Origin of the sequence: Actinomycetospora callitridis, from assembly GCF_028737265.1 — a bacterium.
GTDB lineage: Bacteria > Actinomycetota > Actinomycetes > Mycobacteriales > Pseudonocardiaceae > Actinomycetospora > Actinomycetospora callitridis.
In genome coordinates this window covers 663,056-685,877 of the sequence record NZ_JAQZAK010000002.1, presented here as the reverse complement: position 1 = coordinate 685,877, position 22,822 = coordinate 663,056, and the positions used below count along the sequence as shown (strand labels likewise).

The window sequence follows — 22,822 nt, the reverse complement described above, 5'->3', positions numbered from 1 at the left end:
CGTCGCGTCTCGTGCGCCCTAGGTTGGGCAGATGCACAACGACCGTCGCTGGCGGGATCTCGTGGAGCGCGTGCGCGACGACGCCGACGCGCTGCGGGTCGCCTTCGTCGACCGGGTCCGCACCGTCCCGGCCTACGGGCGGGGCCTCGTCCCCGCCGAGCGGCTCGACGCCGACGCCGACGACACGTTCGCCTACCTGCTCGGGCGCCTCGCGGGGCGCGCCGTGCCGGACCGGCTGGCCGAGGTGGGGCCGGCGATCGGCCGGGACCGGGCGCGCCGGGGCGTGCCGCTCGACGACCTGCTCACCGCGGTCCGCCAGGACTTCGGCGTGCTGTGGGAGGCGCTGCGCGCGCGGGCGACGCCGGACGAGGCGGCGCTGCTGGTCGAGCGCGTCCAGACCGTGTGGACCGTCGTCGAGGACTACTCGTCCCGCATCCGGCTCGCGTACCTGGAGGAGGAGGCGGTGCTGGCCCGGGAGCGCCAGGGTGAGCGGACGGCGCTCGTCGGGGCGCTCCTCGCGGCCGACGACCCCGCTCCGGAGGACGTCCGGCGGGCCGCGATCGCGCTGGGGCTCGACGCCGGGGACGACGTCCTCGTCGCCGCGGCGGCGGGGGAGGACGCGGCCGCACTCCGGCGGGCGGCGGATCGCCTGGCCGCCGGCGGACGCCCGGTGCACGTGCAGCCGACCGGCCGGCACAGCGTGCTGCTCGCGCGCTGGGAGGGGCCGGACGGCGCGCCGGTGCGGGCCGCCTTCGAGGGCGTGCGCTGCGGGGTGGCGCCGACCGCGCACGGCCTCGCGGACGTCCCGCGCCGGGCCCGGCTCGCGGGCGAGCTCGCCGACGTCACGGCGGGTGGTCCCGCCGAGCCCCGCACCCTCGCCTCCGCCTGGCTCCCGCTCGCCGCGGCCCGCCTCGGCGACGTCGGGCCCGACCTCGTGGTGGGCGAGCTCGGCGGCCTGGCCGGCGTGCCTGCGGCGGAGCGGGAACGACTGCTCGGGACGGTGCGCCGGTTCGCCGTCGACGGAGCGGTGGCCGACACCGCCGCGTCGCTGTTCTGCCACCGCAACACCGTGCTGAACCGCCTGCGCCGCGTCGCCGGGCTCACCGGGCGGGACCCGACCGTCCCGGCGGACACCGCGGTCCTGCTGCTCGCGCTCGCCTGCGCCGAGATATCTCCATCATCGAGAGGTATCGTCGTGGAATGAGCGATGTCGTGGTGGTCGGCGGCGGTCCTGCCGGAGTGCTCCTGACCTACCTGCTCGCCCGGGGCGGGGCGTCGGTGACGCTGCTGGAGTCCCGGCACGACTTCGCCCGCCGCTTCCGGGGCGACACGCTCGCGCCCGGGGTGCTCGAGTACCTCGACGGGCTCGGGCTCGCGGAACCGCTGCTCGCCGAGGTGCCGCACACCCGCTCCGACGCCTTCCGCTGGCACACGGCGTCGCGCACCTGGACGCTCGTCGACTACCGCGGCGCGAGCACGCGCTTCCCGTTCTACGCGCTGATCCCGCAGGCCGAGTTCCTGCCGTGGCTCGCCGCCCGGGCCCGCGCGCACGGGGCGACGGTGCACATGGCAGCGCGGTTCTCGTCGCTGCGCCACGACGCCGAGGGACGCGTGAGCGGCGTCGAGTACACGGTCGACGCCGCGAAGCACCACCTCGACGCGGCCCTGGTCGTCGGCGCCGACGGGCGGAACTCCAAGGTGCGGGCGACGTCCGGGCTCGCGGCCACCGAGCTGGGCGCGAGCCTCGACATCCTCTGGCACGCCCTGCCGCGCCGCGACGACGACCCGTCGTACTCGGGCCTTGACCTGTTCGGCACGCCGACCGGCAGCGTCGCGCTGCTCGACCAGGGCGGCGACTGGCAGCTCGGGTGGACGATCCGCGCCGGGACGCTCGCCGAGGTCCGCGCCCGCGGGGTGTCCGCGCTGCGGGACGCCGCCGTCGGAGCCCTGCCGTGGCTGGCCGGGCGCCTCGACGACCTGGGCGACGTCGCCGACCTCACCCTGCTCCCCGTGCGCATCACCACCGTCGAGCGCTGGACGCGGCCCGGGCTGGTGCTGCTCGGCGACGCCGCGCACGTGGTCTCGCCGGTGGGGGGCAACGGGATCAACCTCGCGCTCGCCGACGCGGCCGACCTCGCCAACCGTCTCGTCGGTCCCCTGCGTCGGCGGCCACCGTCGCTGCGCCAGCTCGACGACGCCGCCGCGGGCCTCGAGGCCGCGCGCCGCCCGGCCGTCGAGCGCGAGCAGCGGGCCCAGGTGCGCACGGAGCGCGCCGCGGCCGAGCGCATCGGCAGCGGGGACCCCGGGCCGCCGCCGGTGCTGCGCGCGCTGTCCCGCCTGCCGGGCTTCCCGCGGCTCGCGGGGCGGCGCAACCGCGTCGACGTGCCGGCGCCGGTGCCCGTGATCGCGGCCGGCGCGCCCTGACGAAGCGGATTTCCTAGCGTTGAATGCAAGCGTGGACGCAGGGCTTGCACTCAGGCGAGCAGCGGGGCCAGCTCCGCCGCGTGCTCGCGGAGGAGTTCGATGAGCTCGGTGTTCGGCGCCGCGACGCGGTCGGCGGGGCCGGTGAGGGCGAGGCCCGCGACGAGGCGGCCGTCGCCCGGCGCACGGACCGCGACGGCGAGGCAGCCGAGGGCGGCGTGGAACTCCCCGCACTGGCGGGCGAGGCCGGTGCGCGCGACGTCGACGAGCGCGGACTTGAGCTCGTCGCGGTCGACCACCGTGCGCGGGGTCAGGCGGGCGAGCGGGCCGTCGGGGAGCTCGTCGTGCTCCGCGAGCAGCAGGCGCCCGAGCCCGTTGGCGTGCGGGTGGCGGGCGAGCTCGTCGGCGTCGGTCGGCGGGTGGTCGGGGTCGGGGTCGACGAACAGGAACCGGTGCCGGTCGTAGGCGACGAGGTGGGCGCCCCAGCGGACGCGCTCGCGCAGCCGGCGCATCACGTCGCGCGCGGCGGTCGGTGCGGACAGGGCCGCGGGCGCGAGGTTCGCGATGCGCCGCCCGAGCGCGAAGCCGCCGAGGTCGGGCAGCCGCACGAGGTACTCCTCGGCGACGAGCAGGTTGAGCAGCCGGTAGGTCGTGGCCGGCGGGATCCGCAGCGCGGCGGAGATCTCCTTGGCGGTGACGCCGACCCCGGCCGCGGCCACCTCCTCGAGGATGAGCAGCGCGCTCCGCACCGCCTGGGGCTGCCGCCCGCTGATCGGCGAGGTCACCGGGGTCCCGCGGCGAGGACGTCGGCGGTGGTGGTCTCGTCGTACACGCCCATGCCCTGCAGGGCCGGCCCGCGTCGCCGGCGCAGCACGAACCAGCCCCCGACGCCGACGACGAGCAGGCCCGCCAGGGTGATCAACAGGCCGGTGCTCGCGTGGACCACCACCACGACCACGGTGGCGACGAGCGCGGCCGACGCGAGCACCGAGACCACGACGACCCCGCCGGTGAGCTCGCCGATCCGGGCGAGGAACCGGGGTGCGGCGAGGCACACCAGCAGGTAGGCGGCGAGGAAGCCGAGGGTGGCCACCGCGACGAGGCCACCGAACACCGTCGCGGGCGCGACGCCGGCGGCGGTGCCGACCACCACCACGGCCGCCGGCACCGGGACCGTGACCCACACGGCGACGGCCGGGGTCAGGTGGCGACGGTGGGTGCGCCCGAGCGCCGCGGGCGCCACACCCTCGCGGGCCAGCGAGAACAGCACGCGCACCAAGGTGTTCACCGCGGCGAGCGCGCACGCGCCGAAGGAGGCCACGATGCCGATGTCCATGAGGACGGAGGCCCAGCTGAGGTCCCCGACGGTCGCCGGGACGCCCGAGGTCGGGCTCGTGGCGCGGCCCGCGCCGCCGGGCGTGGCCAGCTGCACGAGCGTCGCCACGAGGTAGAGCACGGCGGCCACCGCGGCCGTCGCGGTGATCGCCCGGGGGATCGACGCGAACGGTCTGCGGGCCTCGACGCCCAGCGACGCGGCGCTGTCGAACCCGATGAACGCGGCCAGCGCGGGCAGCACGCCGACCGCGATGCCGCCCAGATCGAGTCCCCCCGGCCCGGGCCCCGCCCCCACCGGAGCTGGCGTGCCGGGGGCCGTGGTCAGCGCGAGCGCGACGAGCACGACGAGGATGAGACCGATCGACACGGCCTCGATCACCAGCATCACCCGCCCGGCCAGACGGACACCCCGGACCGCGCAGACCGCCACGGTGACCGCGAGGACGACGACGAGCGCGACGCCGGCGCCGGCCGCGAGCGCGTCGCTGCCCCCCGCGAGCCGGGCCACGAGCGCGCCGCCGTACCAGGAGGCGCCGGCGAACGTGACGGCGACGAGCATCCCGTACCCCACGACCATCGCCACCGCGCACGCGTAGGCGCCGCCGGGGCCCAGCCCCTGCGCGGTGAAGCTGTAGAGCCCGCCGGCAGCGGCCATCCGTCGCGCGAACACCGTGATGCACGCGGCGACGAGCCCGACCAGGACGGCGGCGATCGCGAACGACCAGAGCGCGCCGTTGCCGGCGGCGGCGATGACGAGCAGCGGCGTCGAGGCCATCGCTCCGGCCGGGGCGGTGGTGGCCACGGACTGGGCGAAGACACCCGGCGGGCGCAGGGAGCGGCGGCGCAGCCCGGCCACCGGCGAGCGCGACCGCAGCACGGGGATGCGCGTCACGGCGGACCTCCGGGCGTCGGCACGCCCGTCACCGTAGGGCCGGAGCCCCGCCACGGCGACGAACTCGTCCCCCGAACGAGAAACGGCCCGTCGCGATTCTCATTCGGAGGGCTCCGCGCGAATGGCCGATCTCCGTTCGGAGAACGGCCGAAGGTCACGACGCGGATTCGTGGGAGTCGGGATCTCCCCGGGCCCCGTGCAGCTCAACGAGGGGTTGACCCCGCGGGAACGCCTCCGCAAACGTGACCCGCGACATTCTCGTCGGCCCCTTTCCTCCGATTCCCGGGAGTCGCCATGGCCGCGCCCACCGAATCCGCGCCCGCGCCCGCCACACGCCTGTCCGGCACCCTCGGGGTCGGTTCCATCGTCTTCATGGTCGTCGCGGCGGCCGCCCCGCTGACCGTCATCGCGGGCACCATCCCGCTGGGGGTCGGGGCCGGGAACGGCGCCGCCTTCCCCGCCACCTTCGTGCTCTGCGCGGTGGTGCTCCTGCTCTTCGCCGTCGGGTTCTGCGCGATGAGCCCGCACGTCCCCGACGCCGGCGCCTTCTTCACCTACGTGCGCCACGGTCTCGGGCGCCCGCTCGGGATGGGCGCGGCGTTCCTCGCCCTGGCCACCTACACCGCGGTCCAGCTCGCGGTCCTCGGGTACATCGGCGCGGCGCTCGACGAGCTGGTCACCAGCTACGGCGGCCCGAGCATCCCCTGGTACGTGTGGACGATCGCGGTGATCCTCGTCGTCGCCGTGCTCGGCTACCGCCGCATCGAGCTCTCGAGCCGCGTGCTCGGCGTGCTGCTCCTCGCCGAGATCGCGATCGTCGTCGTGCTCGACGTCGTGGTGATCGGCCAGGGCGGCGGCCCCGAGGGGCTCTCGACGGCTGTCTTCGATCCCGGCCAGATCGCCTCCGGCGCGGTCGGCATCGCGATCATGTTCGCGATCGCGAGCTTCATCGGCTTCGAGGCCACCGCGGTGTTCCGCGACGAGGCCCGCGACCCGCAGCGCACGATCCCGCGCGCCACCTACCTCGCGCTCGTCATCATCGGCATCTTCTACGCGGTGTCCAGCTGGGCCATCGTCTCCGCCTGGGGCGACGAGGCCGCCGTCGCCGAGGCCGGCGCGAACCCCGGCACCTTCCTCGTCTCCACCGCGACCAACTGGCTCGGCCCGGTCGGCGGGCACATCGTCACGATCCTGCTGGTCACCAGCCTGTTCGCCGCGATCCTCGCGTTCCACAACGTCGCCGCGCGCTACTGGTTCGCCCTCGGTCAGAACCGCGCGTTCCCGGCGGCCTGCGGCCGCACCCACGAGCACCACGGATCCCCGCACATCGCCTCGCTCGCGCAGAGCGGGCTGGCGCTGGTGTTCGTCGTGATCTTCGCGGTGGCCGGCCTGGACCCGGTCGCCCAGGTCTTCGCCTGGATGGCGGGCACCGCGACGCTCGGCGTCCTCGTCCTCATGGTGATGACGTGCCTCGCCGTCCTTGTGTTCTTCGCCCGGAGTGGGGCCGATCGGCGGATGTGGCACACGCGCATCGCCCCGACCCTGGGACTGCTGGGGCTGCTCGTCTGCCTCGTGCTCACGATCGGCAACTTCCCGACGCTGATCGGCGGGTCCACGGGGCTGGCGCTGGGCATCGGTGCCGTGCTCGTCGTCGTCACCCTCGTGGGCGTCGTCGTCGGCGCGCGGGGCACGGATGCACCCGACGGTCCCGCCGACCTGACGCCGCCCGTCCTGCCACGCGAGAACGCGTGATGGCCCGCCCGACCGTCACCCGCACCGAGACCCGCACCGAGACCCGCACCGAGACCCGCACCGAGACCCGCACCGTCACCCGCACCGACAAGGAGTGGACCCCGTGACCGCCACCGCCCCCGCGAACATCGACACCGGCGCCGCCACCCACCCGCTCGACCTGGCCACGACCGAGGAGTTCCGGGCCGTCCGCGAGGTGCTGGCCGACGCCGGGCTGCTCGGCGACTCCGTCCGCTACTGCTTCGCCGGGCTCGAGGAGCCCGACAAGGCGGCCGTCCTCGCCCACACCGACGGCGACCGCGTCGACCGGCGCTTCCGCGTCCTGCTGCTCGACATGAGCGGCGCACCCTCGCGCGACGTCGTCGTCTCCGCGTCCCGCGGCGAGATCGACTCGGCGGTCGAGCTCGACCCCGCCACCAGCGGCCAGCTCCCGATCATCGACTCCGAGTTCGAGATCATGGAAGAGATCGTCCTGGCCTCGACCGAGTGGTGCGACGCGCTGCGGCGCCGCGGCATCGACCCGGCGACGGTCCGCGCCGTGCCGCTCTCGGCCGGTGCCTACTACCCGGAGGAGACCGGGCGCCGCATGGCGCGGGTGCTGGGGTTCCGCCAGGACCACGAGAAGGACTCGCCGTGGGCCCACCCCGTCGACGGTGTCGTCGCCTACGTCGACCTCGTCGCCCGCGAGGTGTCCCGCGTCGTCGACCACACGCCGCTGCCGGTGCCCGACGAGCCGGGCAACTTCGACGACCCCGAGCAGGTCGGGCCGCAACGCACCACCCTGAAGCCCATCGAGATCACCCAGCCCGAGGGCGTCAGCTTCTCCCTCGAGGGCAACCGGCTGCGCTGGGAGGGCTGGGACCTGCGCATCGGGTTCAACGAGCGCGAGGGCCTGACCCTGCACCAGATCGGCATCCACGGCCGGCCGGTGGTCTACCGGGCGTCGATCGCGGAGATGGTGGTGCCCTACGCCGACCCGTCGCCCGTGCGGTTCTGGCAGAACTACTTCGACGCCGGCGAGTACATGTTCGCCCGCTACGCGAACTCGCTCGAGCTCGGCTGCGACTGCCTCGGCGAGATCCGGTACATGGACGTCGTCGTGGCCGACGACGACGGGTCGCCGCGCACGATCACCAACGCGATCTGCCTGCACGAGGAGGACTTCGGGATCCTCTGGAAGCACTCCGACCTGTTCACCAACGCGTCGGAGACCCGCCGGCAGCGCCGCATGGTGATCTCGTTCTTCACCACGATCGGCAACTACGACTACGGCTTCTACTGGTACCTCTACCTCGACGGCACGATCGCGTGCGAGTCGAAGCTGACCGGCATCCCGTTCACCTCGGCCTACCCGTCCGAGGGGCACCCGTACGCCACGCAGGTGGCGCCCGGGCTGGGCCTGCCGTACCACCAGCACCTGTTCTCGGCACGCCTGGACATGGCCGTCGACGGCCAGCGCAACGCCGTCGAGGAGTGTGAGGCCGTCGCCCTGCCGATGGGGGAGGACAACCCCTGGGGCAACGCCTTCACCGAGTCCCGCACGCGGCTGACCCACGAGGCCGAGGCCCAGCGCCTCGCCGACCCGGGCCGCGGGCGCACCTGGCAGGTGATCAACCCGGAGTCGACCAACCGGCACGGACGCCCCGTCGCGTACGCCCTGCACTCCGAGGGGAGCCCGACGCTGCTCGCCGACGACCGCTCCGTCGTCGCCGGCCGCGCCGCCTTCGCGACGAAGCACCTCTGGGTCACCGCCTACGACGCCGACCAGCGCTATCCGGCCGGCGACTACGTCAACCAGCACGCCGGCGGGGCGGGCCTGCCGACCTGGACCGCCGCCGACCGCCCCCTCGACGAGGACGGCCGGGGCGCCGACGTCGTCCTGTGGCACACGTTCGGCCTGACGCACGTGCCGCGCCCGGAGGACTGGCCGATCATGCCCGTCGACTACGCCGGCTTCCGGCTGATGCCCGTCGGGTTCTTCGACCGCAACCCCACGCTCGACGTCCCGCCGTCGTCGAACGGGCACTGTCATTCCTAGGTCCTGGCACTCCTGACCCTGCACAGCATCACTGGCTGGTATCGCTCGCTGTGCGAGCGATACCAGCCAGTTGTCGTTCTCAGGAGCGGCGGCGCAGGGTCGCCAGGAGGACGCCGAGCCCGATGCCGACGGCGCCGAGGGCGAGGACCCAGCGCGGGTCGACGCTCGCGATCGTGCCGGTGAGGGCGAGGACGGCGACGAGGATCGCGGCCAGGCCGGCCACGAGGCCCAGCGGGTCGGGCCCGGGCCGGCGGGCCGGGGTCTCGCCGGCGTCGCCGCCGATCGTGTCCACGTCCTGGTGGATCGTGTACGGCTGGTCGGGGGTGTAGGGCTGGCCGGTGAAGGTCTCACCGGGTCGGCGCTCATCCACGGCGCACCTCCACGTCTCCGCCGCCGCTGACGGCCTGCAGCTGGATCGTCGGACCGCCGGGGCCGTCGGGTCCGAGGTCGGTCACCGGGCCGTCGACCCGGCCGAGGCACTCCGCCGTGCCGCCGCCGCTCTCGCACGTCGCGGTGACGTCGGCGTTGACGGGCACGAGGACGGTGACGTCGCCCGCGCCGCTCGACACCTCGGTCCGGACGGGCGGCGACCCCGGCGGGGTCGCGGCGAGGCCGCGCAGGTCGAGCTCGGCGTCGCCGAAGGCCGTCTCGTACGCCGGGGCGACCATGCCGATCATCGGCGCCCAGGAGGCGTCGCCGAGGGTCTGGACGGTGCCCGGGGCGCCGTCCACGTCGAAGCGGAAGTCGTCGTCGTTCCACGGGCCGTTCCCGGCGCCGTTCGCGGCGGCGACCAGCACGAGCGCGAGCGGCACGGCCGCGATGATCAGTCCGCGTCCCCGGTGCAGGAAGGCGCCGACGACCAGGCCCGCGCCGACCACGGCGAGGGCGGTACCGAGCACCGCGGTGGCGCCGAGCGGCAGCAGGCCGAGCAGGCCCAGCAGGGCGACGATCCCGGCCGCGACGATCGCGGCGCCGAGGGTCACGGGCACGACCTTCGAGCGGGGCTTCCGCGGCTCGGGTGCCGCCGCGGGCTCCGGGAGGTCCCAGGCGAACGGGGCCGCGCCGAGCGGATCCCACGACGGCGGCTTCGGGGCCTCCCCGGGCTCGACCGCGGGCGTCACCCCGTCGACCGTGACGGGCCGCTGCGGGTCCCGCAGGTGGCCGCGGCTGCGGTGCAGCGCGTAGAGCAGGCCGACCGCGACGACGATGCCGATCACCGTGCCGAGCTCGCCGGAGAACGCCGAGGCGACCGCGGCGAGCCCCAGGAGCGTCCCGATGACGATCGCCCACACCGGCGTCTCGCGGCGCCGGCCCGTCTCGTCGACCCGCGGGAGCACGAGGATGCCGGCGAGGTAGACCAGCAGGCCCACCCCGTAGAACAGCGAGACCACGAACCCGACCCGCACCAGCGTCGGGTCGACGGCGTAGCGCCGCGCGATCGCGGCGGCGACGCCCGCGATCTTGCGGTCCTCCTTGAGACGGGCGGGGCGCGTCGCCCACATCTCGCGGAGGGTCGCGCCGACGTCGGCACCCGCCGGCGCCCGCGACCCCTGGCCGGGACTGCTCATCGTCCTCATCCTCCTCGCCGATCGGGCCGGTCTGCGCGGCCCGTCGTTCCCCGTCGGCTCCGTGCGAGCCGGCGATGACGTCGACACTGGCCGCCGCGGAGGCCCGAAACCTCCGGGAGCCACCCCGGTCCCCACCCCGAGACGACCCCGAGGACCTCGGGGGTCGGAGCAGGCCCGCCCGGGGTCGCGCACGTGTGACGATGAGGTCGTGGACGAGACGGCCTCCGTGGAGGAGGTGGACACGGTGAGCGAGGCGCCGGTGCCCGCTGCCCCGGCACCCACTGACCCGGCCGCGCCCTTCGTCCTCTCGCGTGTCCGCCGCCGCCGGCAGGGATCGGTGATCGCGGGCGTCACCGGTGGGGTCGCCGACCACCTGGGCGTCGACGTCCTGCGCGTGCGCCTGGTGTTCGTGCTGCTGGTGGCCGCGTCCGGCGCCGGGTTCCTCGCCTACGCCGCGCTGTGGCTGTTCTGCCCCATCGAACCCCGTGGCGTCCGGCGCGAGCTGCCGCCGAACGAGCGCCGCCAGGGCCTGGGGCTCGCCACGCTCGGGGTCGGGCTCGCGTTCGTGCTCTCCGCGCTGGGCGGGGAGCTCTCCGGCTGGGTGACCGTCCCGCTCGGGGTGGTGCTCGCGGGCGTGGCCCTGGTGTGGCGGGAGGCCGACACCGGCACCGGCGTCGCCGCCGGCCCGACGCGCCGCGCGCGCTGGCTCGGCGGGAAGCTCGGCCTCGTGCGTGCCCTGGCGGGCGCGCTCCTGGTCACCGCGGGGATCGCGGCCTTCCTGCTCGGCAACATCGACCTCGACCAGGTCCAGTTCGGCCTTCTCGCGGCCCTCGCCACCCTCGCCGGCGTCGTCGTGCTCACCGTGCCGTGGTGGCTGCGCCTGGTCCGCGAGCTCGGCACCGAGCGCACCGAGCGCATCCGCGGGCAGGCACGCGCCGACATCGCCGCGCACCTGCACGACTCCGTGCTGCAGACCCTCGCGCTGATCCAGAAGCAGGCGGGCGAGGACGCCTCCGGCCGCGAGGTGCGCCGCCTCGCCCGCAGCCAGGAGCGCGAGCTGCGGGCCTGGCTCTACGGCCCGCCCGGCGGCGACACCGGGCACCCCGCCGCGGCGACCGACGCGACGCTGGCGGCCACCCTCGCCGCGGCCGCCGGCGAGGTCGAGGACGACTACGGGGTACGGGTCGCGCCGGTCGTGGTGGGCGACGCCCCGCTCGACCCGGACACCGCCGCACTGGTCGCGGCGGCCCGCGAGGCGATGGTCAACGCCGCCAAGCACGCCGGCGTCGACGAGATCGACGTCTACGCCGAGGTGGAGCCCGAGACGGTGGAGATCTTCGTGCGCGACCGCGGCTGCGGGTTCGACCCGGACGCGGTGCCCGACGACCGGCGCGGACTCGCCGGCTCGGTCAAGGACCGCATGGCCCGCCACGGCGGGAAGGTGCAGCTGCGCAGCTCGCCGGGCGCGGGCACGGAGGTCGGCCTCGTCCTGCCCCGGGCCCGGCGCGGGACCGCGAGCACCACCCCTGTCAGCGAGGAGGAGACCCGATGAGCGAGCCCGCCACGCCGGAGGACGCCGTCAGTGTCGTGATCGTCGACGACCACGCGCTCTTCCGGCGCGGGGTGCGCGCCGAGCTCGAGTCGCTGGCGCGTCGCACCGTCAGCGTGGTGGGCGAGGCCGGCTCGGTCGACGAGGCCGTCGCCGTCATCGGCCACCGCAGGCCCGACGTCGTGCTGCTCGACGTGCACATGCCCGACGGCGGTGGCGCCGCGGTGCTCGCCCGCACCCGGCCGGACCACCCGGAGGTCGTGTTCCTGGCGCTGTCGGTGTCCGACGCCGCCGAGGACGTCATCTCGGTGATCCGCGCCGGCGCGCGCGGCTACGTCACCAAGACCATCTCGGGCCACGAGCTCGCCGACGCCGTCGTGCGCGTGCACGCCGGCGACGCCGTGTTCTCCCCGCGCCTCGCGGGCTTCGTGCTCGACGCCTTCGCCGACCGGCCCGGCGCCACCGGCGTCGTCGACCCCGAGCTCGACCAGCTCACCCGCCGTGAGCGCGACGTCCTGCGCCTGCTGGCCCGCGGCTGGTCGTACAAGGAGATCGCCGCCGAGCTCGTCATCTCGGTGAAGACGGTCGAGACCCACGTGTCGAGCGTCCTGCGCAAGACGCAGTCGTCCAACCGTCACGAGCTCTCGCGCTGGGCGAGCGACCGCCGGCTGGTCTAGCTGACGAGCTCAGCTGTCGTCGCTGTCGTCGTCCCCGCCGTGGCCGCCCTCGCCGTGGTCGCCGTCGCGCCCGTGGCCGCCGTCGCGGCCGTGGTCGTCGCCGCGGTCGCCACCGTGGTCGTCGCCGCCGTGGTCCTCGGCCCGCGTGGCCGGGGGTGACGAGGTGGTGGTCGGACCCGACGCCTCCGCGACGGGGGCCTCGAGGCTCAGCCCGGTGGCGGCCGCCCGGGGGCTGGCCGCGTCGACGCTCTCGTCGGTGTCGATGAGCCAGCGGCCGTCGGGACCCTGGACCATGCCGAGCTCGTGCACCTCCTGGCTGCGCTCGCGGCCCTCGGGGGCGAAGTCGAGCGTCGCCCGCACCGTGTCGGCGTCGAGCGCCGAGGCGTCGACGACCTGGACAGACGTGATCGTCGACCAGAACGCCTGGTAGTTCCCGAAGCCGCCCGTGCGGGCCTGCAGGTTCGGTCCGAGGCGGGCCCAGCCCGCGGCCTCGTTCCCGGTGACCACGCCGTAGTAGTCGCGGACCGCGCTCACCATCGCCGCCTGCGGGTCGGACTCGCCGCCGCCGATGGTCGGCTCGACGGTCGCGCCCGTGGAGTCGGTGCCCGACGACGAGAGCAGGGCGACGCCGACGACCCCGCCCGCCACCAGGGCGACGAGGAGCACGATGACGGCGATCGTCGCGGTCGGCCGGCGGCTCGGGCGTCGTCGCGACACCGGCGGCTCGGGGGCCGGCATGCCCTGGCGGGTGGGCGGCCCGGCCGGTGCCGGCCCGCTACCCGGCGGGGACCCGGGCCCGCCGGGACCTCCCGCGCTGCCCCAGGGGTCCGATCCGTGCCGCGCCTCGGGCACGGGCGGCGGGCCGCCGTTGGGGTCGGTGGCGCCCAGGGGGACGAGGTCGGCGAGCGGGGTCTCGGTGCGTCCGCCCGCGTGCGCGATCCGCCCCAGCTCCTGGCGGGCCTGCGCGGCGGACGGGCGCTCGGCGGGGTCGTCGCGCAGCAGGCGCATGAGCAGCGCGGTCAGCGGGCCGGCCTGCTGCGGCGGGACGACCTTGCCGGCGGCCACGGAGTGCAGGAGCGCGAGCGCGTTGTCGTCGGCACCGAAGGGCGGGATGCCCTCGACGGTGGCGTAGAGGGTGGCGCCGAGGGAGAACACGTCGGACGCGGAGGTCGAGTTCTCGCCCCGGGCGACCTCGGGGGCGAGGTAGGCCGGCGTGCCGGCGAGCATCCCGGTGCGGGTCAGCGTGAGGTCGCCGGTGGCGCGCGAGATGCCGAAGTCGGTGATCTTGACCGTGCCGTCGGCACCGAGCAGCACGTTGCCGGGCTTGACGTCGCGGTGCACGATCCCGGCCTGGTGGGCGGCGTCGAGCGCGTCCGCCACCTGGCGCCCGATCCGCGCGACCGTCCGCGGCTCGAGGGTGCCCTGCTCGCCGAGGACGGCGGCGAGGCTGCGCGACGGCAGGTACTCCATGACCAGCCACGGCTCGTCGCCCTCGATCGAGGCGTCGAACACCGAGATCGCGTGCGGGTGCTGCAGGCGGGCGGCGATCCGGCCCTCGCGCAGGGTGCGCTGACGGACCTCGTCGGCCTCCCGTTCGTCGAGGCCGGCGTGCAGGAACACCTGCTTGACGGCGACGACCCGGCCCAGACGCTCGTCGGTGCCGCGCCACACGACGCCCATGGCCCCCGCGCCGATGCGTTCCTCGAGGCGGTAGCGCCCGGCGACCACGCGGGGAGCGCTCACCGGCTGCTCCCCGTCCGTGTGTGCACGAGGGTCACAGTAGAGGTCCCGACCGGGTGACGACCACGCGCCCGGCGAGCCCCAACCGCACCCCCGCGGCGGTTCAGGAGCCGCCCAGCAGGCCGTCGACGGTGTCGCTCGCAGAGTCGGACACCGAGTCCACCGTGTCGTCCACCCTGTCGTCCACCGCGTCGCCGACGGCCTCGCTGGTGTCCTCGACCGCGTCGCCGGCGGAGTCGGAGACCTCGTCGACGGTGTCGGCGGTGTCGTCCACGGTGTCGTCGACCGTGTCCGTGGTCTCCTCGACCAGCTCGGAGGCCGTGTCCCCGACGATCGGGGTGTCGTCGACGGCGTCGGAGGCCGTGTCGCCGACCTCGTCGACGGTGTCGGTGACGTCGTCGGTGGCCGACGCGACCTCGTCGGTGGTCGAGTCCAGTGCGCTCGCCGCGTCCTCACCCGTCCCGTCGACGGCGTCCGTGACCGCGTCGGTCGTGGGCTCGACGACGTCCTCGGTGGCCGAGCCCAGCGTGGTCGCTGCGACCTCGCCGGTGCCCTGGACGGTCGAGGCGGCGGGCGCCACGACGTCGTTCCCGACCGCCGCGGGCACACCGCTCACGGGGGTCGAGCCCGCCAGCACGCCACCGAAGAGGCCGCCGACGCCGTCGACGACCGGTCCGACGCCGCCGACGGTGGTCTCGACGACCCCGGTGAGGCCGACGACGGTCGTCCCGACCGTCGTGCCGGCGCCGCCGACCGTGTCCCCGAGCCCGCCGGTGACGCCCTCGACGGTGGTGCCGACCCCGCCGACGGTGTCCCCGACGGTGGTGCTCAGCCCGCCCACGGTGTCGCCGACGGTCGTGGTGAGGCCGCTGACCACCGGCCCGACGGGGCCGCCGACGAGGCCGCCGACGGAGTCGCCGACGCCCCCGACCGTGCCGCCCAGGCCGGTCCCCAGGTCGCCGACGGTGTCGCCGACGCCGCCGACGAGACCACCCGCGGTGGTGCCGACCCCGCTGACCACGCCGCCCACACCGGTGCCGACGCCACCGATGACTCCGCCGGCCGTGTCGCCGACGCCACCGATCACGCCGCCGACCCCGTCGATCACGCCACCGACGGGACCGCCCCCGGGGGCCCCGCCTCCGCCGCCGGGCGTCCCGCCGCCGCCGGTGCCGCCCCCGCCGGGGGCTCCTCCGCTGCCGGGGAGCCCGGGGGTGCCGCCGCCTCCGCCGGGCGCGCCGCTGCCGGGGGCGCCGCTGCCGGGCGCGCCGCCGTCCGCCCCGCCCGGGGCGCCGCCGGGGAGCGTGCCCGTCCCGCCGGCCAGGGGACCGCCGGTGAGGCCGCGGCCCGCGAGGGCGGACCCGCCCGGGGCGCCGAGCCCCAGGCCGAGGTCGGCGACCGAGGCGCTGAGCGTCACCTGGGCCGGCGTGGGGACGCCGCTCGGGCCCAGGGCGCCGGGGACCGAGCCGGGCAGGCCGGGGCCGCCGAGGCCCGGCGGGAGCGCCACCGGGCCGCCCGTCCCCGGGCCCTCCTCGATGAGCGGCGGGACGCCGGGCAGCGGCAGGCCGGCCACGCTCGCGACCGCGCCGGCGACCAGCAGGACGCCCGTGCTCGCGCCGAGCGCCCGGCTGTTCCCGCGGCCGAACACGTTGGTCCGGCGGCGCGCGGAGCGCCCGGGGGTGGGCGGGGTGGGTCGCCGACGGGCGAGGGGGGCCGGGGGCTCGTCGGTGACGATCTCGTCGGTCGCGAGCTCGCGGCCGGACGGCGTCGCGGGGGACGACAGGTCCATCACCGGCGGCGGGACGGTCAGCCGGGCGAGGATCTCGGTGACGGGGATGCCGGCGGTGTGGCGGGGGGCGTCGGCCCCGGACCCGCTCTCGGGGTCCGCGAACAGGTCGTGGACGGGGTGGCGCGGCACCGGGACGAGCTCGATCAGGCCGTCCTCGTCGGGGCCGTCCTCGTCCGGGCCGGCGTCGTCGAGGTCCTCGAGGTCGTCCGCGTCCTCGAGGGCGACGACCTCGGGGTCGTCGTCCCCGGGGAGCGCGGGCGGGGGGACGGTGGGGACGACGAGGAGCGAACCGGTGGTCGTGGCCGGCTCGTCGAACCAGGCGTGCCGTCCCTCGCCCTCGTGCATGTCTCCGGCTCCTCCTCCGTCGAGGACGCGCCGGGTCCGGGTTCACCGGGACGGGGGCGCGTCGTCCACTCCGTGTGAGGACATGGCTACTCGCGTGTCATCCGGGCGGGGAAGGTCTATCCAGGGGACGAAGGTCCATCGTCCGGGTCAGGGCGCCCAATGGGCGTGTCGTGCCTCCTGGCGCGCTCGGCGCTCTCCGCCGACCGGTCGTACACAACCGGTCGCCGTCGGTCGTCCGGGGACGACCGTTCGGCTCAGGACGACCCGGAGGCGAGCCGCTTGCGGGCGCCCTGGAACTGGTTCACCGCGACGAGACCCACGCCGCCGCCGACGAGTAGCCCGATGACGTCCAGCGGGACCCCGCCGCCGGTGAGCAGCAGGGCCACGAGGGCGCCCAGCGCGAGGCCGCCGGCGGCCGGGATGCGACCGCGCGCGTCCGCGGCCAGATGTCCGGCGCCCGGGCGCTTCGATGCCACCGACGAGAGCATCAACAGGTAGCCGCCGTAGCCCAAAGAGGCGAGCAGGCCCAGCACGGTGATGATCGTGGCGATCAGGTCGATGACCGTTCCCATGACACCAGGGTGCCACTCGTCGTGTGGGGTCCGTAGTACGTCGCGAGGGTCAGCGGTGTGCGGCGCGTGCGCCCGGTGCCGGGACCTCACCCGTCAGGACGCACGGGATGCGGCCGTTCGTGTGGCGGGGCGGATGCGGCCCGTCCCCTTCGCCCGCCGGACAGGAGGCCGGGGACGGGCGCCGCGGCACCGCGCCGCGTCTCAGCTCCGCCCGCCGAGGCGTCCCCGGCCGAGGCGCAGCAGCAGCATGGCGAGCTCGCGACCCTCGCTGCCGAGCCCGCGGAAGCGGGCGAGGACCTGCATCTCGCGGTTGTAGACGATGCGCGGCCCGCCGGCGGCCATGCGGGCCAGGCCGATCCGCTGGGAGATCTCCGAGCGGCGGCGCACGAGGCGCAGCAGCTCGGCGTCGATCGCGTCGATCTCCTCCCGCAGCGCGGGGATCTCCTCGGCGGTCGCCGGGGCCAACGGCGCGGGGAGGTCCGGAGCGGTCTCGGGGCCGGTCCCGGACGCGGTCTCCGGCGCGCCCTCGGGGGCGGGCTCCGGTGCCGGCTCGGCGTCGGACGTCGGGGCGTGCGCGGGATCGCTGGTCATGGCACTCACGGGGATCGGCCTCCAGGGGGTGTCCGGGGTGGGTGGGTCCTCCTGACCCCGGACACGAAGACGCCCCGGGGTCTGTGGACTCCGGGGCGGCGTGGGTCGGGCGCGGCGGGCGCGTCAGGTGTCCACGGGCACCGGGGTGCGGTACCCGTAGAAAAATCGACGCGACTGCTCGTGCACGCGGGTCACTATGCCACCGCGCCCCGGTGCCGCCAACCGTCGGCTGCGGGGCGCTGTCGGGGGGTCCCGGTACCGTGGACCGACGATGAGCACCGGTCCCGCCACCCGCCCCCCCGCGTCCGACCCGGAGTCCGATCCGGGGTCCGACGCGAGGTCGGGCCCGCCGGTGCGCTCGGCGGCCTCCGCCCTGTCGCGCCGCCTCGCCGCCGCGGCCGCCGGGGGCGGTGACGCCGGGGCCGGAGCCGCGGTCCGCCGGGACACCGGCCGTCCCGATCCGGCGGACGATCCGCTGCTCGAGGGCATGAACCCGCCCCAGCGCGAGGCCGTGGTGCACACCGGCTCGCCGCTGCTCATCGTCGCGGGCGCCGGGTCCGGCAAGACGCGGGTCCTCACCCACCGCATCGCCTGGCAGATGCGCCACCAGGGCGTCGGGCCCGGCCAGTTCATGGCCATCACCTTCACCAACAAGGCCGCGGCCGAGATGCGCGAGCGGGTCGCCGCGCTGGTCGGCCGGCGCGCGAACGCGATGTGGGTCTCGACGTTCCACTCGATGTGCGTGCGGATCCTGCGCCGCGAGTACCGCCACCTCGGGCTGAGCTCCACGTTCTCGATCTACGACGCGGACGACTCGCGGCGGCTGGTCGCCACGGTCGCCCGCGGGCTCGACCTCGACGCCAAGAAGTACTCGCCCCGCGGCCTGCTGGCGCGCATCTCGGCGTGGAAGAACGAGCTGGTCTCGCCGATCGAGGCCGTCGACGCCGCCGCCACCGAGGCGGAGAAGCGCACCGCCGAGGTCTACACCATCTATCAGGACCGCCTGCAGCAGTCGAACTCCCTCGACTTCGACGACCTCATCGGTCGCACGGTCGATCTGCTGACCCGCTTCCCGGACGTCGCCGAGTACTACCGGCGCCGGTTCCGGCACATCCTGGTCGACGAGTACCAGGACACCAACCACGCCCAGTACATGCTGGTCCGGGCGCTGGCGGCGGGCAGCGACGACGGCTCGGTCAAGCCCGCGGAGCTGTGCGTGGTGGGCGACGCCGACCAGTCGATCTACGCCTTCCGCGGCGCCACGATCCGCAACATCGTCGAGTTCGAGCGCGACTACCCCGAGGCGCGCACGATCCTGCTCGAGCAGAACTACCGCTCCACCCAGCGCATCCTCAGCGCCGCCAACGCCGTCATCAGCCGCAACGCCGAGCGGCGGGACAAGCGGCTGTGGACCGACGCGGGCGACGGCGAGCTGGTCGTCGGCTACGTGGCCGACAACGAGCACGACGAGGCCGCGTTCGTGGCCTCCGAGATCGACCGGCTCGTCGACGCCGGCGAGGTCCGCTTCGGCGAGGTCGCGGTGTTCTACCGGACCAACGGCCAGTCCCGGGTCTTCGAGGACGTGTTCATCCGCCTCGGGCTCCCGTACAAGATCGTCGGCGGCGTCCGCTTCTACGAGCGCCGCGAGGTCCGCGACGCGATGGCCTACCTCAAGGTGCTGTCCAACCCCGAGGACACGGTGTCGCTGCGCCGCATCCTCAACGTCCCGAAGCGCGGCATCGGCGACCGCGCCGAGTCCGTGGTGGCCGACGCCGCCGACCGCGAGCGCATCACGTTCGCCGCGGCGCTGCGCCGTGCCGCGGCGGGCGAGGTCCACGGGCTCGCGACGCGCTCGCAGCGCAACATCGCCGACTTCGTCGAGATGATGGACGGGCTCGCCGCCACCGTGGCGGGCGGCGCGTCGGTCGACGAGGTGCTCGACGCGATCCTCGACCGCTCGGGCTACCGCAAGGAGCTCGAGGGCTCGGAGGACCCGCAGGAGCAGTCGCGCCTGGAGAACCTCCAGGAGCTCGTCAGCGTCGCGCGCGAGTTCGTCCAGGACGCCGTCAACGCCGAGGGGCTCGAGGAGGAGCCGGCCGCGGCGGCCGAGGGTGACGGCCAGGATGGTGCCGGCCAGGACGAGACCCCGGGCGACGGCCTCGCCGAGCCGGGCTCGCTCGAGGCGTTCCTCGAGCGGGTGTCGCTGGTGGCCGACGCCGACTCGATCCCCGACGGCGGCGACGGAGTGGTCACGCTGATGACGCTGCACACCGCGAAGGGCCTCGAGTTCCCGGTCGTGTTCGCCACCGGCTGGGAGGACGGCATCTTCCCGCACTCGCGGGCCCTGGCCGACCCCGCGGAGCTCTCCGAGGAGCGCCGCCTCGCCTACGTCGGCATCACCCGCGCCCAGCAGCGTCTCTACCTCTCGCGCGCGGTGATGCGCTCGGCGTACGGGCAGCCCCAGGCCAACCCGCCGTCGCGGTTCCTCGACGAGGTGCCCGCCGACGTGTGGGAGTGGCGGCGCGTCGAGCCGACCTTCGAGCGCTCGTCGCCGGTGGGCCGCACGCGGTTCGGTTCCGGGCGCTGGGCGAGCCCCGGCACCGACGTCAGCGGGCGCCCGTCCCGCCCGTCGCCGATGCGGCCGGACTGGAAGGAGGCGCCGACGATCTCGCTGGACGTCGGCGACCGCGTCAGTCACGACAAGTACGGCCTCGGCACGGTCACCACGGTCGACGGCGTCGGCTCGCGGGCGACGGCGACCATCGACTTCGGGTCGTCGGGCACCGTGCGGCTCATGCTCATCGGCGGCGTGCCGCTCACGAAGCTGTAGCGCCCCACCACCTCCCTGCCTGGCCGGTTACGCGCGCGTCCGTTCCGGGATCAGGCGGCGGACCCACAGGTCGGAGGCCCGGTCCGCCTCGCCGAGCACGCAACGACGAGGGCCCCGGAGCGCGTGCGCTGCGGGGCCCTGGTCGTCTTACGGGGGAGCGGACTAGTCCTGTTGGGATCCCAGCGAGACGCCGCGCTCCGCGAGCCACGGCAGCGGGTTGATCTTGTTCTCGCCGTCGGTCCAGACCTCGAAGTGCAGGTGCGGGCCCGTGGAGCGGCCGCGGTTGCCGATCTCGGCGATCTCCTCGCCGGCCCGGACCTGCTGGCCCTCCCGCACGTAGGAGCGGTTCACGTGCCCGTAGACGTTGATCGTGCCGTCGTCGAGCTCGACCTTGACCCACATCCCGAAGCCGCTCGCCGGGCCGGACTCGACGACGGTGCCGTCGGCGACCGAGACGATCGGGGTGCCGATCGGGCCGGCGATGTCGATGCCGCGGTGGGACGAGCCCCAGCGGGCACCGAAGCCCGAGGTGAAGCGACCCTCCGCGGGCTTGGCGAAGTCGGGACGGGCGGCCTCGGCGGCGGCCTGGGCCTGGGCGGCGCGCCGCTCGGCGGCCTTGCTGATCGCGCTGACCTGACCCGGGCCCTCGGCGGAGTCCGCCTCGCCGGAGGACGTGGCGGACGACGTGGCGGCGGACGAGGCCGGCGCCGTGACGGGCAGGACGTTCGAGGTGGCCGCGTCGAGGCCCGTCGAGGAGGCCGCGGGGGACGACTCGGTGTCGGTCGTGGTCCCGCGGTCGGCGGCGAGGGCCAGCTCGGCGGTGGTGGGCGCCTCGCTCAGCGCGTCGAGGCCGGCGAGGCTGTGCCCGGCGGTGGCCACGGCGCCCACGGCGACCGCGGCGACGGCCAGGCGGCCGCGCAGCGGCGACGGGCCACGCCCGGCGGGCGGTGCGGGGCGCAGGCCACGGCCGGGGTCGACGTCACGGCGCTGCGGTGCCTGCTGGGGCGCCCGGCGCGGCTCACGGGGGAGCTCGCGCTGGTCGGACGGCAGCGGACGGCGGCCGTCACCCTGCGGGCCCGCGGGCCGCGTGGGGGCCGGAGCCGGGCCGGGACGGAGACCGACGGGACGGGTGGGGAGCGGTCCCGGTGCGCGCCCACCGGTGACCAGGCCCGCGGCGTCGCCACCGCGGCGCCCACCACGGGCACCGAGCCCGGGCAGACCACCGGCGAGGCCGCCGAGGTCGGGGAAGCGCGGGCCCGACGGTCCACCGGCGAGAGCCGGGGTGAGACCGAGGGCGAAGAGGGGCGCGGACGGCGGGCGGGGGGAGCTGTGACTCGCCAAGACCATCCTTCCCGCAGATCGGGGTCCGTCACGGCGGCGCGGGCCGGGGGAGCCCTGAGGAACGTTCGGGGTCGTTCCGTATGCCGTTCGTGACCAGACCGTGATGAGGACGAGCGGAAGGTAGCCAGGACGTCACGCCACGGGCAAACGACACGAGTGCCTCGAGCGGGTCGCTACGCCGTGCGTGCGGGCAGGCGCGCTGAGCGGTCGTCACCGGGACGGGTGACACCGTTCGACCCGTCCGGACCTGGCGGGAGGCCGTTCATCCGGCGAGGGGCCGGGTCTGGTCGCGCCCGGCGCGGAGGGGGCGCCGGGCGAGCAGCCGGCTCACGAGGTGCACGACCTCGGGGTCGATGGTCATCGACAGGTGCCCGACGTGCTCGAGCGTCACCTCGGTGACCTGCAGGTCCGGGTGCTCGAGCCGGGCGTGGGACGGCGGGATCACCAGCTGGTCCTGCTTGCTCCACACGGCGACGACGTGGGTGCGGCACCCGGGCGCCGGCTCCTCGAGCTCGCGGACGAGGTCGGAGCCCGGGCACAGCTGCTGCGGCACCGGCGTCGGCGGCAGGAAGTGCGCGATGAGGCTGCCGCGGTGCGGCGTGCCCAGGGTGACCAGCGTGTCGACGCGGGCGTCGCCACCGAGCCGCTGGACGTAGTAGCGCGCCATCAGCCCGCCCAGCGAGTGGCCGACGATGTGGACGCGGTCGGCCCCGGTGCTCGCGCAGATGCGCTCCACGTGGTGGCCGAGCTCCCGCGCGGCCTCGCGGATGTCGCCGGTGAACGCGGTGAGCACGCTGAAGTTGACGGCGTGCACGACGCCGAACCCGCGCCGGCGCAGCTGGCGGGCGAGCAGCGCGAAGATCGAGCGGTTGTCGACGATCCCGTGCACGAGGAGCACCGGCGTGGTCGACGCGTCCATGTCCGAGACGACGAGGCTCCGCTGGGACGGGCTCAGGTCGTCGGTGCGGTGGTGGACGAAGGTGCCCGCCGGGCGCAGGACCTCGTCGATCAGCCCCCACGGGTAGAGCGAGAGGTGCACGGCGGTGTAGGCGAGCTCGACGGCCAGCCCGCGGACGCCCGCGGGGACCCCGACCGTGCGGGCCGCGTAGGTGACGCCGCGCCACAGGGCGCCCGCGACCGAGGCCAGCGGACCGGCGTCGACCGGCGGCGCGTCCGGCTCGGATCCGGCCCCGCCCCGCTGCGCGTCCGTCGACATGACGCCCGTCACGTCCATGAGGTGGACGTTAGGCGCTGTTCACTTGCCTGTCGCCTGGACCCGGGTCCAGACCGATCAAGATCAGTGTCCGGATCACCGGTCCGTGCGCACTCCGGAACGATTCAGCGCGCTGCGCGGTGCGTCGTGTGTCCTGCGTCGCCCCGGT

Annotated in this window: 17 protein-coding genes and 1 pseudogene; 8 read left to right on the top strand and 10 right to left on the bottom strand. The window is 75.5% G+C overall.

Annotated features, from left to right (window positions below; translation table 11 throughout):
- Positions 1–31: 31 nt before the first annotated feature.
- Together PH191_RS09100 and PH191_RS09095 are read left to right on the top strand one after the other, a co-directional pair.
- Positions 32–1,204, top strand: a complete 1,173-nt coding sequence (locus PH191_RS09100) for a helix-turn-helix domain-containing protein (RefSeq protein WP_274194293.1) — start codon at positions 32–34, stop codon at positions 1,202–1,204.
- Positions 1,201–2,424, top strand: coding sequence for an FAD-dependent monooxygenase (locus PH191_RS09095; protein ID WP_274194292.1), 1,224 nt, complete (start codon positions 1,201–1,203; stop codon positions 2,422–2,424). Before PH191_RS09100 ends, PH191_RS09095 begins: the two co-directional genes overlap by 4 nt.
- Positions 2,425–2,474: 50 nt before the next feature.
- Here PH191_RS09095 and PH191_RS09090 read toward each other — a convergent pair whose 3' ends face one another.
- Positions 2,475–3,206, bottom strand: coding sequence for an IclR family transcriptional regulator (locus tag PH191_RS09090; protein WP_274194291.1), 732 nt, complete (start codon positions 3,204–3,206; stop codon positions 2,475–2,477).
- Positions 3,203–4,648 (bottom strand): APC family permease, encoded by a 1,446-nt coding sequence (locus tag PH191_RS09085; protein WP_274194290.1) that lies wholly within the window; start codon positions 4,646–4,648, stop codon positions 3,203–3,205. The genes PH191_RS09090 and PH191_RS09085 overlap by 4 nt, the downstream gene beginning before the upstream one ends.
- A 294-nt stretch (positions 4,649–4,942) precedes the next feature.
- On the opposite strand from PH191_RS09085, the gene PH191_RS09080 reads away from it, so the two are divergent.
- Both PH191_RS09080 and PH191_RS09075 read left to right on the top strand, forming a co-directional pair.
- Entirely contained in the window at positions 4,943–6,400 is a 1,458-nt protein-coding gene (locus PH191_RS09080) for an APC family permease (protein ID WP_274194289.1), read from the top strand.
- Between the two features lie 103 nt (positions 6,401–6,503).
- On the top strand, positions 6,504–8,438 hold the full coding sequence (locus PH191_RS09075) for a primary-amine oxidase (protein ID WP_274194288.1): 1,935 nt from the start codon (positions 6,504–6,506) through the stop codon (positions 8,436–8,438).
- 79 nt (positions 8,439–8,517) lie between these two features.
- Here the strand turns inward: PH191_RS09075 and PH191_RS09070 are convergent, their stop codons facing one another.
- Entirely contained in the window at positions 8,518–8,808 is a 291-nt protein-coding gene (locus PH191_RS09070) for a hypothetical protein (RefSeq protein ID WP_274194287.1), read from the bottom strand.
- Positions 8,801–10,006: a PspC domain-containing protein gene (locus PH191_RS09065; RefSeq protein WP_274194286.1), complete on the bottom strand. Its 1,206-nt coding sequence runs from the start codon at positions 10,004–10,006 to the stop codon at positions 8,801–8,803. Before PH191_RS09065 ends, PH191_RS09070 begins: the two co-directional genes overlap by 8 nt.
- Positions 10,007–10,067: 61 nt before the next feature.
- On the opposite strand from PH191_RS09065, the pseudogene PH191_RS30070 reads away from it, so the two are divergent.
- The 3 genes and pseudogenes from PH191_RS30070 to PH191_RS09055 form a co-directional block, all read left to right on the top strand.
- Positions 10,068–10,472 (top strand): annotated as a pseudogene (locus PH191_RS30070) (PspC domain-containing protein); the annotation flags it as partial.
- A 729-nt stretch (positions 10,473–11,201) separates the two neighbouring features.
- Positions 11,202–11,558 carry a sensor histidine kinase gene (locus PH191_RS30065; protein WP_420791790.1) on the top strand — a complete coding sequence of 119 codons (357 nt, stop codon included), beginning with the start codon at positions 11,202–11,204 and terminating at the stop codon, positions 11,556–11,558.
- Positions 11,555–12,232, top strand: a complete 678-nt coding sequence (locus tag PH191_RS09055) for a response regulator (RefSeq protein WP_274194284.1) — start codon at positions 11,555–11,557, stop codon at positions 12,230–12,232. The genes PH191_RS30065 and PH191_RS09055 overlap by 4 nt, the downstream gene beginning before the upstream one ends.
- 9 nt (positions 12,233–12,241) lie before the next feature.
- On the opposite strand, the gene PH191_RS09050 is transcribed toward PH191_RS09055, so the two are convergent.
- From PH191_RS09050 to PH191_RS09035, 4 genes are all read right to left on the bottom strand, one after another.
- Complete coding sequence (locus PH191_RS09050; RefSeq protein ID WP_274194283.1) at positions 12,242–13,975, bottom strand: serine/threonine-protein kinase; 1,734 nt, start codon at positions 13,973–13,975, stop codon at positions 12,242–12,244.
- A gap of 100 nt (positions 13,976–14,075) precedes the next feature.
- Complete coding sequence (locus PH191_RS09045; protein WP_274194282.1) at positions 14,076–16,106, bottom strand: hypothetical protein; 2,031 nt, start codon at positions 16,104–16,106, stop codon at positions 14,076–14,078.
- Between the two features lie 254 nt (positions 16,107–16,360).
- Complete coding sequence (locus PH191_RS09040) at positions 16,361–16,678, bottom strand: hypothetical protein (protein WP_274194281.1); 318 nt, start codon at positions 16,676–16,678, stop codon at positions 16,361–16,363.
- 201 nt (positions 16,679–16,879) lie between these two features.
- Positions 16,880–17,269, bottom strand: coding sequence for a chorismate mutase (locus PH191_RS09035; RefSeq protein WP_420791770.1), 390 nt, complete (start codon positions 17,267–17,269; stop codon positions 16,880–16,882).
- A 487-nt stretch (positions 17,270–17,756) separates the two neighbouring features.
- Here PH191_RS09035 and PH191_RS09030 point away from each other — a divergent pair, with 487 nt between their 5' ends.
- Positions 17,757–20,099, top strand: a complete 2,343-nt coding sequence (locus tag PH191_RS09030; protein WP_274194701.1) for a UvrD-helicase domain-containing protein — start codon at positions 17,757–17,759, stop codon at positions 20,097–20,099.
- Between the two features lie 162 nt (positions 20,100–20,261).
- Here PH191_RS09030 and PH191_RS09025 read toward each other — a convergent pair whose 3' ends face one another.
- On the bottom strand, positions 20,262–21,440 hold the full coding sequence (locus tag PH191_RS09025; RefSeq protein ID WP_337994053.1) for a peptidoglycan DD-metalloendopeptidase family protein: 1,179 nt from the start codon (positions 21,438–21,440) through the stop codon (positions 20,262–20,264).
- Positions 21,441–21,702: 262 nt separating this feature from the next.
- Positions 21,703–22,674, bottom strand: coding sequence for an alpha/beta fold hydrolase (locus tag PH191_RS09020; RefSeq protein WP_274194280.1), 972 nt, complete (start codon positions 22,672–22,674; stop codon positions 21,703–21,705).
- Between the last annotated feature and the right edge of the window lie 148 nt (positions 22,675–22,822).

What these genes read in the sequence shown, in the direction of transcription:
- PH191_RS09055 (WP_274194284.1), top strand. Translation starts at nt 11,555, where the DNA reads ATGAGCGAGCCCGCCACGCCGGAGGACGCCGTCAGTGTCGTGATCGTC.
- PH191_RS09045 (WP_274194282.1), bottom strand. Translation starts at nt 16,106, where the DNA reads ATGCACGAGGGCGAGGGACGGCACGCCTGGTTCGACGAGCCGGCCACG.
- PH191_RS09030 (WP_274194701.1), top strand. Translation starts at nt 17,757, where the DNA reads ATGAACCCGCCCCAGCGCGAGGCCGTGGTGCACACCGGCTCGCCGCTG.
- PH191_RS09035 (WP_420791770.1), bottom strand. Translation starts at nt 17,269, where the DNA reads ATGACCAGCGATCCCGCGCACGCCCCGACGTCCGACGCCGAGCCGGCA.
- PH191_RS09095 (WP_274194292.1), top strand. Translation starts at nt 1,201, where the DNA reads ATGAGCGATGTCGTGGTGGTCGGCGGCGGTCCTGCCGGAGTGCTCCTG.
- PH191_RS09080 (WP_274194289.1), top strand. Translation starts at nt 4,943, where the DNA reads ATGGCCGCGCCCACCGAATCCGCGCCCGCGCCCGCCACACGCCTGTCC.
- PH191_RS09020 (WP_274194280.1), bottom strand. Translation starts at nt 22,674, where the DNA reads ATGGACGTGACGGGCGTCATGTCGACGGACGCGCAGCGGGGCGGGGCC.
- PH191_RS09040 (WP_274194281.1), bottom strand. Translation starts at nt 16,678, where the DNA reads ATGGGAACGGTCATCGACCTGATCGCCACGATCATCACCGTGCTGGGC.
- PH191_RS09065 (WP_274194286.1), bottom strand. Translation starts at nt 10,006, where the DNA reads ATGAGCAGTCCCGGCCAGGGGTCGCGGGCGCCGGCGGGTGCCGACGTC.
- PH191_RS09100 (WP_274194293.1), top strand. Translation starts at nt 32, where the DNA reads ATGCACAACGACCGTCGCTGGCGGGATCTCGTGGAGCGCGTGCGCGAC.